This window comes from Ureibacillus xyleni (genome assembly GCF_900217795.1).
Lineage (GTDB): Bacteria > Bacillota > Bacilli > Bacillales_A > Planococcaceae > Ureibacillus > Ureibacillus xyleni.
Genome location: NZ_OBMQ01000001.1, coordinates 422,380 through 438,188, shown reverse-complemented (window position 1 = coordinate 438,188; position 15,809 = coordinate 422,380). Strand labels below are relative to the sequence as shown.

Sequence of the window (15,809 nt, the reverse complement as noted above, 5' to 3'; positions counted from 1 at the left end):
AATTTCCAGTTTCTTTTTCTCTTTCATCTTGGGAATCTCTCTGTATTTCAGTTGTCAACCCATTTCACCCTCTTTTAAAAATTGAATTTTAACTGGCTTTTTAAATACACGTTCTATATGTTTTTTTTGACGTTCCGATTGGTAAATTTCTGCCATAGGATGTTTGCTTGCTACAATGTTAATGACTACAGTATTATTTATTATTTCTAAACGTATTGATTTTACCACATTTCGCTTCGAAACATTTAATGAATAGACAAATTTTAACAAAGCCCCAAATTCCCTTAAAATTTTTAATTCATCACGATGAATCCAATTTAAAAATGGAGCAGAAAAACGACGGAAATAGTCTTTATTTTTATATGAGGCTAGTAATGCTAATTTAACACGTTCTACATGACTCATACCTGCAATGGATTGATTTGCTAATAAATAAAACGTATGCTGGTTGGATGAATCATTCTCGATATATTCCCCTATCGAAAAAACTTGTGCTGCTTTCTTTAACAAACTAAGATGCTTTTCATTAAATGTGAAAAAGTTTAACCGGCAGCATTCCCTATAGAGCTGTTCAGTAGTCATCGTTAACATCTGGTATTCTTCTTCAAACCGACCATACTGGTACATAATTCTTCTAGCGTTTTCTTCAAAAACATTAAATTTGTCAAAGCTCTTTGGTTCATTTTGAAGCACACGATGAATAATAAGTCCCTCACGCAATCCCTTTTTACTTATTTGGAATTTTTTTGCGCCCACTACATCCATAAGCGTTTTAAATACTTCTAATGCAATTTCAATGATGTCAGCACGGTCAGCAGAAAGACCATCTAGCTGTTTCAATTGGTCATATGGCATTTTCCCTAGAAAAGTGTTTAAAGCTGCTAAGTGCTCAAGATCCATTTCATATTGATGTATACCCGATATTGGATAGTCAATTGTATGTTGGTGAACTTGAGCAATATTGCGGGCACTTCCACCAATTGCAATGACCGGTAGTTTGACGTTTTGTATCCAACTTAATTTTTCAAATTGTTTTTTTATATATTGACGGAGTAATTTTTTTTCTTCGTCATTTATTATATCGCCCGAAACAAATTTTTGCTTAAGTGAAACGGTACCAAATGGAAAACTTACTGATTTTTGTAAAGTTTTGTTCACAAATAAAGTTATTTCAGTAGAACCACCACCAATATCAATTGTCACTGCTGATGGCGTATCCATTGAATGGGCCACTGCTAAAAAGCCAAAATATGCTTCTTGTTCTTCACTTAGTAAATTAATGGTAATCCCCGTTTCCTTCTTCATTCGATTAAGGATAACCTGATTATTTGTAGCTTGTCGAATAGCTGCAGTTGCAGCAGCATAAATATCTGTCACTTCATAGTCATCTAAAACTTTTCTATAAGTTTTTAATGTATCAGCTAAAATAGAGATACCTTGTTCTGACATCTCTCCATTTGATTCAATATAAGTTCTTAGCCTAGCAACAGTTTTAATATTTCCAAATTCATGAAGCCCTTCTTTAGTATTGTATTTATATAGTACGAGACGAATTGTATTTGAACCGATATCTATTATCGCGGTTTTTAACTGTTCCGTAGGGAATCCCTTCTCTCTTTTTATATTTATTGAGGAATCAAGAATTTACTTGTCACCTCTACTATAATTTAAAGAATGGTTAAATGAATATGGAACTATACAGTATTTGTAAGAGTCAATTTTAGTCCTAGCCTAACTTTTGATTGATGAAAATTTTAAAACCTTGAATAGAAAAGGCCGGATTGCCAAAGGGGTATCCGACCTAGTAGAGATTTATATAGTTGGGATACCAAAGCCCACAAGTAGTTTTATAAAATCAGCTCATCTACTTTTAAAATTAATTCAGCGATTTCTGGCTTACTAATTTGATCTTCAGCCCCAACCTCTTCACCTTTATGGCGTAAATCATCCGTAATTAAGCTTGAGAAAATTATCACTGGTAATTTCTCTAACCCTGGATTCGCTTTTATTTTCTTTGTTAAATGATGGCCATCCATTTTTGGCATTTCAATATCCGTAATGACTAGTTGAACATAATCTTCAATTTGTTTCCCAGATTTTAGAATTCCTTCTAAATAATCTAATGCATCGCGCCCGTTTTCAAAAAATTCAAGGTTTACATAGCCGGCTTCTGACATTGTGTCATGGATTAGTTTGCGTAATAAAGGAGAATCTTCTGCACAAACAATTTTCTTTTCAGAACGTTCACGTTTTCCAAGTTTTTTAACTGAGTCCATGCTAATACCGGAATCTGGATTAATATCTACCATGATCTTCTCAAAGTCTAAAAGTAAAATCATCGTGTTATTTTGTTTTATAACACCAATAACTTGTGATGAACCACCTTGATACATATCTGAAGGTTTTTCAATTTGATCCCAAGAAATTCGGTGGATTTGCGTTACATTGTCAACATGGAATACAACCTTTTGTTTATTAAACTCAGCAACAATGTATTTTTGTTGAACGTTAAACTGAGCATTAGGTATACCTAGTACTTTTAACATATCAACAACTGGTAAAACTTCCCCACGTAACTGTACAATACCTTCAACATGTGGATGTGCATGCGGAATAAATGTAACTGGAATTGGTTGAATAATTTCTTTTACTTTAATAACGTTGATGCCAAACTTATTATTCGCCACTTCAAATTCAACTATTTCAAGTTCATTTGTTCCGCTTTCAAGCAAAATTCCTTTCTGCTCCATTGCTTTGGCTCCTTCCCTAATCTAACTATATCTAACTAGTATTCTACCTTGATTGTATCATAGGGAAGTCTTTTCTCCTATAATCGATTTTGTTTTTCAGGTTTCACTTGTAGATGTATAAAAAGCCCAATAATTGTAAGTATTATAAGTGAACCTAAAGCAACACGGCTTGCTAAAGTGCCATAGTCTTTTAACAAAAGTGTCACAGTTCCGTATAGTGCAGGACCAATAATTGATGATACTTTTCCTGAGAAAGCAAACAAGCCGAAAAATTGGCCACGTTTTTCCTCTGGAGATAATTCAATAATGAGCGTTCGAGAAGTAACCCACATTGAACCTAAGGAAATACCAAACATACTGCCTGCAATCCAAAACATCCATTGTGCAGTAGCAAAAACTGCAAATATTAATGCCACAATCATTAGAATGGAAACGATTGCTACAGCACGTCTTGCACCAATTGCTTTTGTAATATACCCAAAGGCTAATGATCCTATAACAGTGGAGATGGTACTAACTAAATATAAAATAATAAATTGTCCTGATGTAAATCCAACAATGGCCGTAGCATAAACTGCCATCATTGCAATGGTTGTCGCTATAGCATCATTTAGGAAGAAATAAGCAATCATGAATGTGAAAATCGCTTTATACTTTTTCATTTCCTTAAATGTTTTTACAATTTCTTTATAGCCTTCTAAAAATTTAATCGGTTTTCGTTTTTCTTTTGGAATTGGTTTGTCTTTAATAAAGAAAAATAAAGGCAATGAAAATAGTAAATACATAATAGCTGTTGGTATAAAAGCACGATGAAAATCTCCATCACTAACCAATAGATACACTAGTAAACCAAATATCGTCCCTAAGTAACCAATTGCTACTCCAAACCCAGATATAAGAGGCATTTCTTCTTTTGTTCCTAGGTCACCCATCATCGAATCGTAAAATACTAAACTCGAATTAAAGAAAAATTTTGCTATAACAAAACTAATGACAACTAAAAATAAGCTTAAAGGTACCCCTGAAATGACCGTGTTGAAATTAATGCTCGCAAATATTCCCATCATAAAAGTAAAGAGAATGGAGATGGAGGCAAACCAGACAATAAATCGTTTTTTATACCCTGTATAGTCAATCCAAACCCCAAATAGCGGTGAAAAAATAACTAAAAAGAAACTGGCGATTGCATTCGCATAGGAAATAAACGTACTTGCAACCTGCTGCCTTACTTCATCTGTACCTAAAACTTCATCCATATAAAACGGGAAGAACACCGTATTGATATTTGAAGAAAAAATCGTATTGGCAAAATCATAAAATGCCCATGATAAAATTGGTAAAGACATGTATAAAGCTAGTTGGCTTCTTTGACCAGGGATATTGCGTCTAAGTTGTTTCCCCATAATATCTCTCCTAAAAATAGATTCTCCCTACTTTTACTTTAGCCAGTCTTACTCAACATAATATTTAATCAAAGCCTGTGTCCCTTTTTCCCCATAGCCATTTTCTAATAAGTGGTTATACAGTTCTTTTGATAATTTTAAGCCGGGTAAGTTTAAATTCATTCTTTCAGCTTCATCAATTGCAATACGCATATCTTTAATAAAATGTTTAATATAGAAGCCCGGTTCTAAATCGCCCTTCACCATTCTCGGTCCTAGATTACTTAATGACCATGATCCAGCTGCCCCTGTTGAGATGGATTGGAAAACATTCTCAATGTCTAAACCAGCTTTAATCCCATAACTAATTGCCTCACAAACGCCAATCATATTTGTTGAAATTAAAATTTGATTGCACATTTTCGTATGTTGCCCCGAACCAGCCTCCCCTTGATATACTATATTCTTACCAAAGATTTGTAGAATCGGGTAAACATCTTCAAATGCTTGTTTATCCCCGCCAACCATGATGGAAAGCGTGCCATTTTGAGCACCAACATCCCCGCCAGAAACAGGTGCATCTAAACTAGAAATTCCTTTTTCCTTTGCTTGCTCGTATAGTTTTTTCGCCAATGATGGCTCAGAAGTAGTCATATCAATGACGATTGAACCTTTCTTCGCAGCTTGAAAAATTCCATCTTGACCACAATAAACTTCTTCAACATCTTTTGGAAACCCAACCATTGTGAAAATGACATCTGCATTTTCAGAAGCTTCCTTTGGTGTAGTAGACCAAGTTGCTCCTAATTCTAATAAACTTTGTGCTTTCGATTTCGTACGTGTATATATTGAAACACTGTATTTTGCATTAATTAAATGTTTTACGATACTTGCACCCATAACGCCTGTACCAATAAATGCAATTTTTTTATTTTGGCTCATTAAAATTCTCCTTCACTAATTTTTTCCTCTTATAGTAGTTTAACAAAAGGAAAATAAATTGTAGATAAATAATTGGTATTATTACATTCTTTTTACATTATTATCTTGTTTAAAAGCAAAAAAAAGAGAGCAGAAAGACTCTGCTCTAAAAGGGGGAAATGAGAATGTTGCTGTGTTCAAATCTAATATCCCCATTTTTTAATAAAAATAAAACAAAAAATTTATTTTTTTCATAACGGCTTCTTCTAATTCAATAATTTATTGTTACTTGAATCATCATCTTCGTCTTCATTCGACCCGTCATCATCATCATCATCATCATCATATTGATTCATTATCCGGTCTAGTTGTTTGCTTAAACGTATTGTTTTTGGATTTTGAAGTCCATTTTCCATTCCTGATTCAATCATTAATTGGCGTGTTTGCTCAAGTTTTTTTAAAAGGTTTTTATCCACAAAGCCCCTCCTAAAAATTCGTGGTGTGTTCCTATTATAATGTTTATTTTCAATAATAGACGAAAAAACATTAGTCAAAGTTCGACACTACTTATGATCTAGGATTGTCTAAAAACGTAAAAACAACATTGCCACCTTGTTTCGCCTCACCACGAAAATGTTTAAACATTTCATCCCGTACTAACACTTCGCGAAATTGTAGAAACTCTTCTTTTGGAATCTCTATATTTTTTATTACCCCGTTTTTTAATTGTTCAATCAGATTTTTATATTTTTCCATATAAAACACCTTACTTTCCTGTTAAGAAATAGTTAAAATTTATTAATTATTCAAAAAGCTCTTTACTTTTTTAAGAAAATAATGCAAACTTTCATAATATTAGTCGATAAGGAGCTGACTCTTATGAAAATAGCAGAGGTTGGAAATATTGTCGAGTTCAAAGAAGGACTACAAGGCGTAGTTGAAAAAGTGAATGAAAACTCAGTCATTGTTGACTTAACCATTATGGATAATTTTCATGATCTAGAAATGGAAGAAAAAACTGTCGTAAACCATAAGAAGTATAAAATATTAAGTCAATTTTAGAGAAATCATTGAAGATTGTCATACTATTTGGATGTAATATACTATAGGTCAACTATCCAACTAGTTAATTTTCTTCACACATCTTCAAGAAATAAATTAATTCCCCGTTATTCGCAAAAAGGTGATAGGGGATTTTTTTTTTGATAATATATATAGAAGGAGGTCAAATTATGAAATTTTCAAAACAAACTTTAGTACTCCTTCTATCAATATTTTTCGTCATCATCATGTTATTTTACACCTTTGAGGAAACAACAATCTTTTGGTACCTTTATACTTTTACCCTATTAGTTGGGATGGCAATTGCTATGTTAGCAGGAAAGTTTGATGATGAACTTCCTACATGGAAATATCTTATTTTAGGTATTGGTTACGGTACAATTTTATATGCAATTGTTCGTCTAGGGAATATTATTGTTTCAAAAGTAGAACCGGGTATGTTAAAAACTGTTTCAAAATTTCTTGAAACGTATGGACCAAATAATATATGGCACTACTTATTACTTATTTTTATTATTGTAGTAGGTGAGGAATTATTTTGGAGAGGGTATGTACAACAACAATTAAAACAATGGTTTACACCAATAGTTGCAGTTGTTTTTACCAGCGTGTTATTTGCTCTTTCAGTTGCAATTAGTGGTTTTGTTCTAGGTGCAATTGCCGCGCTCATTGCTGGACTTATGTGGGGCTTCCTTTATGAATGGAAAAAAAGTATGCCTCTAATTATTGTAGCCCATGAAGTTTTCATTTTATTATTATTTATGATCATACCACTGAATTAATAATTTTTTTGCAATAAGTGAAACTTTAACCATCTTAAAACGTTTAATTCAACAAGGAGGATGTAAATTATGAAAAAATTATTAATGACAATATTTCTATCTAGTCTAATTCTTGCAGCTTGTAATACAGCTGAAAAACCAACTACAGAGCCTGCAAGTGATTCAATTACTGCAGATAGTGATATTAACAACAATGTTGAACAACAACAACCACCTATTACGAAAGAAGAAGATCCTCAAACAAATAATGAAACACCTGCAATTTCTTATACGTCAAATAATAAAGAATTTACAGAAGCAACTACTGCCGTAGATAGCGAAAAATATACAATTCAAACGATTAAAGGGTTTGCACTTACTGCAGAGGAACCGGGGAAAGACGTATTATATTATGAAAAAGACGACTCCATCTTTATGCGAATCGAAGCTGCTTCAGTAAACGATACAACGTTCAATGACCTTGTTTCAAACACTGAAGAAACAATGGCTGCCATTAACGAACAATACGAACCTTTCGATTTCTCTACTTATCACGAAGACTTTAAACTTACAAATTCAAAAGCTTTTATCACAAACTTTGAAGATGAAGAAGTGCTAATGGTCGTATTTGAAAAAGACGAATTATTAGTTCGATTATCAATCTACGATCATGCAAAATACGATTTATCAGATGCGATGATTAAGATGGGCTTAACAATCCAATTGAAGTAGTAAAAAGATTGACTCTACGAAATACAACATTTAAAGGGCAGTTCAAAGTCGAGACGAGACTTTAGAACTCCCCTTTTTAGTTTGATTGTAAATCTTTGTAGAAAAAAAATGATGGCAGAATACGCCACCATTTTAATTGCTTTTAATAAGACAAATCTTTTATCGATAGTCCTAATTTTTTCAATAATGTAATTGCTGTTTCTTTTTCCTCTGGTGTTAAGACACTCAATAATTCATGTAAACTTTGTTCATGCTCTGGAAACAGAGTTTGCATAAATTGTGAGCCTTCTTCAGTAATTTCTGCAAAAGTAACGCGCCGATCTGATGGACATGAAACCCGGTTTAAATATCCACGCTTCTCAAGTTTATCAATCACGTATGTAATCGAACCACTTGCCAGAAGAATTTTATTACCAATTTGTTGAAGTGGTTGTCGACCTTTATGGTAAAGCAGCTCTAAAACTGCAAATTCAGTCGGATTTAATCCATGCTGTTGAAAAAATTGATTCGTCACTTCATTTATTGCTTTATTCGCTCGAGACAAAACGATATATAATTTTAGCGATTGCTTAATCTCATTCGTTGACATGACAATTCATCCTCTTTAATGATATATATGCATTATATCGATTAAGAGAAAGCTTTGTCAAAAATACATTCAGTGTATTAGACTACTGGTATATTTTTTACTGAATCTCTACTATTCCAATAATTGATAAAATCATCTTCATCCTGCGTATGACGTATTTTCTCACAAAATGGAAGATTGATAATAAAGGTTGTCCCGTAACCGATTGTACTTTCTACAGAAATAGTTCCATTATGCTCTTCCACAACCTTTTTTACCAATGCTAAACCTAAACCTGTACCTGTTTCTTTTGTTGTATAGAAAGGTTTGAATAAGTTTTTTTGTTCAACGTCAGGAATTCCTGCACCTTCATCTTTTACAGCTACTTGTATATATGAATCTTTATTTTTTATGCTAATTGTAATTTTCCCGCCAGTAGACATCGATTCAATTGCATTTTTCACTAAGTTAATAAGCATTTGCTTAAGTCGATTATCATTTCCAATTATTTTTGTACAATAATTATCATGTTGTTCTGATTTTAAAGTTATATTGTGATGAACAGCATGGGGCAACATTAATTCGACAACTTCATCTACTAATTGAGTAAATGAAAGTTTTTCAAAATGACGTTCTTTTGGTTTCGATAAGTATAGAAGCTCACTTAAAATGGTATCCATTCTATGAAGTTCAGAGTCCATTACACTTAAATACTTATAACCATCGTCAGTAGAATTAATTTTTAATAGCTCAACAAAACCTTTTAGAGATGTCATTGGATTACGAATTTCATGGGCAATACTTGCTGCCATTTGGCCAAGAGCGTTCAATGAATTTTGTTGGTCAAGTTGCTGTTTTAACTTAACGATTTCTGTTTCATCTGTAATCGTCGTGACTATCATACTCATTTTATAGTTAAATTTGCTCTCTAACTTAAAAAACAGTTCTTCCCCAAACCGATTTGTTCGCGAAACATTAATTGATGCTCGTCCATTATTCATTAAGTTAGCGAAATATTGAAGTTTACAGTAATCATAGTCAACGAAATAATTAAAAACAGTTTCGTGTTGACTATTAATAATTTCGCATTTTTCACATTCGATATAATTTGATGCTAATTCGTTAAGGTCAATCACTTCACCACTTATCGATGTCAAAATAACTCCATGGGGTATGTCATTTATCATTGAGAAAACACTTGTATCGACTTTACTAGTTTTTTTAACGCCTTCATCATGGATTAAACCAATTCGAGCGAAAATTAATTTTTTCTTCTCATGATAATATCCAACCAATTTAACTTTTCTAAATTGATCATCACTCGTTTTAACATTTAAAACACAAAAGCCGCCCATATCCATCTGAATTTTATCGACAAATGATGACCATTGGATTTCTGAATGCTCGTCCAATGGTAATTGTTGTTTAATTGTACTATTTATATTTAATAGTTGCGCTGCATAGTCATTGATTGACTCTATCTGACAAGAAGTATTTAAAATAAGTACTGGATCCTTGACGGCTTGAAACAATTTCCTAAAAATAGGACTTACAGTTTTCACCATTCTGAATACACCAATCCTTCCATTTGGAAAAATACTCTCTCTCTTTCTATTTTTCACGCAAATCTTTTACATTTATTCTATTATTTACAATATTTGAATATGACTTGAACTTGAATTTTTTCTTTTTACAAAATATTCTTTATATAGAATTATTATAAAAATTATTTCACAGTTTTTTTATAAAAAAATGGGCAAAAAATATCATTTTTCATTTTTTACCCTTTTTTAAATAATATTTTTCTGTCGAACAACATATTATTTTGACTTTTCCGTCACTTTTATTTATCATTTTCAATCTTCAATTTTTGTACACAAATTCCACTAGCATTACTATATACCTAAAATATTTCTTCCCTTAACAAAAAAAGACAATTATTGAATGTTTTTATTTCATGAAATCCTCATCTTTTGGGGGAATTTAGAAAATTAAAGATATATTTATAGTACTTTTTATACAAAAAAAGATGTCTCACTAAATTGTATGAGACATCAACATCATTTAACCTATAATGACACGTTCTTTTGGGTAACGATAAGGTGGTTTTTCTGCTTTCCCACCTAATGTATATAAAAAGGAAATAAGGCCAACACGACCGATAAACATTAAAATCATTACAACAAATTTTCCTTCTGTCGATAATTGTTCCGTAATGCCTAAAGACATGCCACATGTACCGAACGCTGAAGTGATCTCAAAAATAATTTGTGTAGTAGTTGCATAAGGCTCTGTTATTAATAACACCATTGTCGAAATCATGACCATAAAAAATGCTAAGATGATAACAACATAGGAGCGGTAAATATCAATTAAATGTATTTCACGTCCAAATAATTGTATATCTGTCCTACCATTTGCAAAGTTAATTAGGAATAATATAGCTAGTGCAAAAGTTGTAGTTCTAATTCCCCCACCAACAGAACTTGGGGAAGAACCAATAAACATTAGAAAACTTAAAAAAATGTCTGTGGCTTCACTAAATTGCGAAACATCATAAGTTGTTAAGCCCGCAGACCTTGTTGAAATAGAGTGAAACATTGCTGTAAATAACTTTTCATGCCATGGCATCCCTCTAAATGACAAAAACGACTCGATTAGAATAATAACAACTGTCCCGACTACAAATAAAATACCATAAGTTAAAGCTGTGATTTTTGTGAAAAGTGAAAAACGGAAGCCAATCTTTTTTCTAAATAAAAACTTTTTTACTTCTATTAAAACTGGAAACCCAATTGCTCCTAAAACAATTAAGATCATCGTAATAAACTGAACAAAATAATCGTTATGGAATGGTTTTAAACTTTCGCCAGTTATGTCAAATCCACCATTAGTCGTTGCTGAGATGGAAGCAAATATCCCATTTTTAATTGCTTCACCCCATGTATCAAAATATTGGTGAAAATGAATAGATAGAATTAATGCCCCAACCGCTTCGATGATAAATAACAGTTTGACGATTTCCTTTAATAACTGCACCACGCCAGACACTTGCGATTGGTTGAAGTCAATCATGATTAATTGTCGTTCTCGCATGCCAATTCTCTTCCCAGTAATGAGCCAAAGAAATGTACCTATCGACATAATTCCAATTGCTCCGAGTTGTAATATGATAAGGAGAACAACCATGCCAAAAGGTGTAAAGGTAGAGGATATATTAAAAACGGTCAATCCTGTAACACTAACCGCACTAACTGCCGTAAACAAGCTGTCCACTAATGAAACTTCTTTACCCTCTTGATACACTGCTGGAATTCTTAGTAGTAAAAATGAAGATGCAATCGCGATGAAATAATAAGAAACTAATAATTGAAATGGCGTGATTACTCGATTATGTTTTTTCTTGTGAGTCACTTTTTTCGCCTCTTATCCATAAAATAGAACTTTTTTATAAGTATAAGGAATACAAATGTAAAAGAAAAGAGGAACAGCACTCTGCCCCTCTAAACTTAAAATCTTTATTTTTCTTCTATAACCTGCTTTTTCTTTTTTGCAACACTGATAAAGTAACCACCAAGCGCAATTAATAACAATACGCTCCAGAAAATTAGTTTCCATGTTGTTGAATGTGCAAAATCGTGTGGTAAAATACCAACTTTATCGTGGGATAATGTTAACACAACTAATTTCACACCAACCCAACCAACAATTAAAAATGCTGCAGTTTCTAAATCAGGATAGTTATTTAATACTTTTACAAACCATTGAGCTGCAAATCGCATGATAATCATACCGATAATTCCACCGAAGAACATTACAGCGAATTGTCCTGCGTTAATACCACCAATATGGAAATCGCCCAATTCAGGTAATGTTACTGCAATGGCAACAGCTGCTAACATAGAGTCAACGGCAAAAGCAATGTCTGCTAACTCAACTTTGGCAACAGTAGCCCAAAATCCTTTTCCTTTTTGAGATTGTTCATCCATTTCATCATCATCTTCATTAGATTTCTTAAATTTCGAATCGTATATATGTTTGATTGAGATGAAGAGTAAATAAGCAGCACCGATTGCTTGAATTTGCCAATAGTTTACTAACACCGTAATCAAGAATAATGCAACGAAACGGAAAATGAAAGCACCAACTAATCCATAAAATAATGCCTTTTTCTGTTTGTCTTCTGGTAAGTGTTTAACCATAACTGCCATTACAACTGCATTATCTGCTGCTAAAAGACCTTCTAATACAATGAGCACTAATAGTACCCAAGCATATTCCAATAATATTGCTTCCACGTAAAAATCCTCCTTAATCTTTTGTATACCCATATCGGTGGGATTTTAAAATGCACAGAAATCACCAAATTTAGGCAAAATAAAAGACCTCTGCCTAAAAATAGGCAAAGGTCTTGCTTAGCAATAATTACACGTGCAAATTATGCTTTCACACCCGATGGAATAAACCATGTAATGACGAATGTGAAGTAAGTATTCTTCAATACTTATAAGCTACTCCCCTTTGACAATTGTCAAATGGATATTTGATTTTCTGTAAATTGATTATAACATAAATTTGAAATTATCATCAATATTATTTTATTTCAATTTGGTAAAGTTTGTTACATTTATTTTCATTGTAAAACTTGACCATCGTTGGAATAGTAGCAATGAAATCCGGACATGAAATATTTCCTTTTCCTAAAATGTACTGCGCTTGTCGAGTATCAAAGGTTGCATTCCAAGTCAAATAATCCAACGTTTCAATTTCAACACCCAGAATTTTCCTTAAATTTTTTATTTTCATCAAAGACCGTGCAATATCAATTGGGAATCTTCCTCGTGGATATTTCCCCGTCATTTCTTTCACCATAGAACGAAATACTTCCTGTACGGGATGTGGTTGTGGGTCGGTTAAATGTAAAGTTTTATCGATAGCGTTATCCTCTGTACAAATAAATGTCGATGCTTCAATGATAAAATCAACCGGTACTACGTTAATAGTAGATGCAGAATTTCCTAAGTAAGGAATAAAAGGCAAACTTTTTAAACGATCAATCATATTTAAGAAAAAATAAGGTCCATCAAATTTAATCGTTTCACCTGTAACAGAATGACCTCTAACAATTCCTGGGCGTATAATCGTTGTCGGAACTTTCCCTTTTAAATCATCCACTAAAAGTTCTGCTTCAAATTTTGTCTCTTCATAATAATTTTTAAATTGGGGTGGACGAATAAGTTCTGTTTCAAGTAAAATACCTTCTCTTGTACCTGCAACATAAGCTGTACTGAAATACATATAGCGTTTAAGATTAGGAAGTGATTTTACAAAGTCATTCACCATTGATGTGCCATGAACATTTACTTTCCAAGCAACTTCCCTTGGTACAGCTAGATCATAAATTGCAGCTAAATGCCACAAAACAGATATTTCAGGCACAATACGTTGAACGGTTTCGTTATCCATATCAAGGTTTGGTAAAGTAATATCCCCTTGAATAATTTCGATACTTCGCCTTGGATAGAGACGAGTGATTTCATCCATTTCTTTTTGAGCTTTTTCTACTTCAGTTGGTAACACTAAAACGACAACAGAATCTGATATTTCTTTTTCAAAAATACTTCGAATAAGTTGACTTGTGATAAATCCTGGAAAACCGGTAAAAAAGTGAATCCCCATCGTATGACCCCCAGCCTATTTTAATGAAGCTGTTGCTTGTTTCCATTTTATCTCATATTCGAATTAAATACACCTATGAAGATATATTTAATGAGCATGATATAACCTCCTAAAAGGCAATCTCTTCCGTTAATCCTAGGATGACAAAAGCTTGCATTTAGAAACATCTTCATAGTGGAGATTATTCTAAAAGAAAAGCGGCCTACCAATGTAAGCCGCGCTAAATTATGAAAAAACTTCCCGTGTTCTCTTATAATAAACTATAAAGCTTAATGTTCTCATTTTTGTCGGAGAACCAACGCATTGCAAATTCATTTTCAAATAAGAATACAAAATTATCATAACGATCTTTTACAAGCATTGAGCGAGATGAAGACATGGACTCTTTCACATCTTCCTCATTTTCAATCCATCGTGCAATTTTTGAGCCAATTGGTTGCATGATAACTTCTACATTGTACTCATTTTTCATTCGATGTTCGAACACTTCAAATTGCAGTTGTCCTACTGCTCCAAGGATTACTTCTTCAGTGTGCAATGTTTTATAATATTGAATCGCACCTTCTTGAACTAATTGTAAAATCCCTTTATGGAATTGTTTCGATTTCATTACGTTTTTGGCAGAAACTCGAACAAAAATTTCCGGTGTAAATTGCGGTAATTTTTCAAATAAAAACGTCTTTTTGCCACCTACTACTGTGTCGCCAATTTGATATGTCCCTGTGTCATATAGCCCAATAATATCTCCTGCTACAGCCTCATCAACTGTTTCACGATCATCAGCTAAAAATTGAGTAGATTGAGAAACTTTGAACGATTTCCCTGTACGCGTTAATGTAATATTCATTCCACGCTCGAATTTACCTGATACAATACGAACAAAAGCAATACGATCTCGGTGGGCTGGGTTCATGTTTGCCTGAATTTTAAAGATAAATCCAGAGAAATCATTATGCTCCACTGGGTCAATGAATTGTTCGTCCTCTGTTATACGTGGTTGAGGAGCAGGAGCAAATTTTAAATAGGTCTCTAAAAACGTTTGTACACCAAAATTCGTTAAAGCTGAACCGAAAAATACTGGAGTTAATTCGCCACGACGTATTTTATCTTCAGAAAACTCATTTCCAGCCTCATTTAAAAGAATGATATCATCCATCGCTTGTGTATAATAAGACGTCACTTTCATTGGATGATCAACAGCTAACTCGCCATCCTCATCAATTGGTAGGAAACGTTCTGACTCTTCTGTACGGAATTGTTCAATACGTTTGTTATAACGGTCATAGATCCCTAAAAATTCTTTCCCCATACCAATTGGCCAGTTCATAGGGTAAGCGTTAATTCCAAGTACCTCTTCTAGTTCTTCAATTAACTCTAAAGGTTCTTTTCCTTGACGGTCTAACTTATTAATAAACGTGAAAATTGGAATACCGCGCATACGACAAACTTTAAATAGTTTTAATGTTTGTGCTTCAATCCCTTTGGCTGCATCAACTACCATTACCGCGCTGTCTACCGCCATTAAAGTGCGATACGTATCTTCAGAGAAATCTTGGTGCCCGGGTGTATCTAATATGTTTACTCGGAAACCATCATAGTCAAATTGCATTACGGAAGACGTTACAGAAATTCCACGTTGCTTTTCAATTTCCATCCAGTCTGATGTAGCGAATTTACCTGTCTTTTTTCCTTTAACCGTACCAGCATCACGAATGGCACCACCGAATAAAAGTAATTTTTCTGTAATCGTCGTTTTACCAGCATCCGGATGGGAAATGATGGCGAATGTTCGACGAGAAATTATATCTTGTTCTATTTTTGAAGTCATAGTTTAAGTCTCCTTTATTTATACCTTTCCTATCATAAAAGAATTTAACTGAATTACACAACCTTTTTTCATTTTAACCAAAATAATACCCTCTCTATATATAAGTTAGAGAGGGTTAGTAAGCAT

General features: G+C 33.2%; 15 protein-coding genes. 3 read left to right on the top strand and 12 right to left on the bottom strand.

What is annotated here, in order from left to right; translation table 11 throughout:
• Positions 1-54: 54 nt before the first annotated feature.
• The 6 genes from CRO00_RS01990 to CRO00_RS01965 form a co-directional block, all read right to left on the bottom strand.
• Positions 55-1,623: a Ppx/GppA family phosphatase gene (locus CRO00_RS01990; RefSeq protein WP_097071964.1), complete on the bottom strand. Its 1,569-nt coding sequence runs from the start codon at positions 1,621-1,623 to the stop codon at positions 55-57.
• A gap of 224 nt (positions 1,624-1,847) precedes the next feature.
• Complete coding sequence (locus CRO00_RS01985; RefSeq protein WP_097071963.1) at positions 1,848-2,750, bottom strand: chemotaxis protein; 903 nt, start codon at positions 2,748-2,750, stop codon at positions 1,848-1,850.
• Positions 2,751-2,827: 77 nt separating this feature from the next.
• Positions 2,828-4,153: an MFS transporter gene (locus CRO00_RS01980; protein ID WP_097071962.1), complete on the bottom strand. Its 1,326-nt coding sequence runs from the start codon at positions 4,151-4,153 to the stop codon at positions 2,828-2,830.
• Between the two features lie 48 nt (positions 4,154-4,201).
• Positions 4,202-5,074, bottom strand: coding sequence for an NAD(P)-dependent oxidoreductase (locus CRO00_RS01975; protein ID WP_097071961.1), 873 nt, complete (start codon positions 5,072-5,074; stop codon positions 4,202-4,204).
• A 245-nt stretch (positions 5,075-5,319) separates the two neighbouring features.
• On the bottom strand, positions 5,320-5,529 hold the full coding sequence (locus CRO00_RS01970; RefSeq protein ID WP_097071960.1) for an aspartyl-phosphate phosphatase Spo0E family protein: 210 nt from the start codon (positions 5,527-5,529) through the stop codon (positions 5,320-5,322).
• Positions 5,530-5,620: 91 nt separating this feature from the next.
• Entirely contained in the window at positions 5,621-5,809 is a 189-nt protein-coding gene (locus CRO00_RS01965; RefSeq protein ID WP_097071959.1) for a hypothetical protein, read from the bottom strand.
• Positions 5,810-5,932: 123 nt separating this feature from the next.
• Between CRO00_RS01965 and CRO00_RS01960 the strand changes: the two genes are divergently transcribed.
• The 3 genes from CRO00_RS01960 (at position 5,933) to CRO00_RS01950 (ending at position 7,608) form a co-directional block, all read left to right on the top strand.
• On the top strand, positions 5,933-6,115 hold the full coding sequence (locus CRO00_RS01960; protein ID WP_097071958.1) for a YkvS family protein: 183 nt from the start codon (positions 5,933-5,935) through the stop codon (positions 6,113-6,115).
• A 170-nt stretch (positions 6,116-6,285) separates the two neighbouring features.
• The gene (locus CRO00_RS01955; RefSeq protein WP_097071957.1) at positions 6,286-6,897 is read left to right on the top strand and encodes a CPBP family intramembrane glutamic endopeptidase; all 612 of its coding nucleotides are present in this window, start codon (positions 6,286-6,288) and stop codon (positions 6,895-6,897) included.
• A 69-nt stretch (positions 6,898-6,966) separates the two neighbouring features.
• Entirely contained in the window at positions 6,967-7,608 is a 642-nt protein-coding gene (locus CRO00_RS01950) for a hypothetical protein (protein ID WP_097071956.1), read from the top strand.
• A 142-nt stretch (positions 7,609-7,750) separates the two neighbouring features.
• Here the strand turns inward: CRO00_RS01950 and CRO00_RS01945 are convergent, their stop codons facing one another.
• The 6 genes from CRO00_RS01945 to CRO00_RS01920 form a co-directional block, all read right to left on the bottom strand.
• Positions 7,751-8,197: a MarR family winged helix-turn-helix transcriptional regulator gene (locus CRO00_RS01945; protein ID WP_097071955.1), complete on the bottom strand. Its 447-nt coding sequence runs from the start codon at positions 8,195-8,197 to the stop codon at positions 7,751-7,753.
• A gap of 77 nt (positions 8,198-8,274) precedes the next feature.
• Positions 8,275-9,741, bottom strand: coding sequence for an ATP-binding protein (locus tag CRO00_RS01940; RefSeq protein WP_097071954.1), 1,467 nt, complete (start codon positions 9,739-9,741; stop codon positions 8,275-8,277).
• 499 nt (positions 9,742-10,240) lie between these two features.
• On the bottom strand, positions 10,241-11,590 hold the full coding sequence (locus CRO00_RS01935) for a TrkH family potassium uptake protein (RefSeq protein WP_097071953.1): 1,350 nt from the start codon (positions 11,588-11,590) through the stop codon (positions 10,241-10,243).
• A 104-nt stretch (positions 11,591-11,694) separates the two neighbouring features.
• The gene (locus tag CRO00_RS01930; protein ID WP_097071952.1) at positions 11,695-12,474 is read right to left on the bottom strand and encodes a TerC family protein; all 780 of its coding nucleotides are present in this window, start codon (positions 12,472-12,474) and stop codon (positions 11,695-11,697) included.
• A gap of 295 nt (positions 12,475-12,769) precedes the next feature.
• Entirely contained in the window at positions 12,770-13,855 is a 1,086-nt protein-coding gene (locus CRO00_RS01925) for an SDR family oxidoreductase (RefSeq protein WP_097071951.1), read from the bottom strand.
• Between the two features lie 250 nt (positions 13,856-14,105).
• A complete protein-coding gene (locus tag CRO00_RS01920; protein WP_097071950.1) occupies positions 14,106-15,683 on the bottom strand; it encodes a peptide chain release factor 3 in 1,578 nt (525 codons plus the stop codon).
• Between the last annotated feature and the right edge of the window lie 126 nt (positions 15,684-15,809).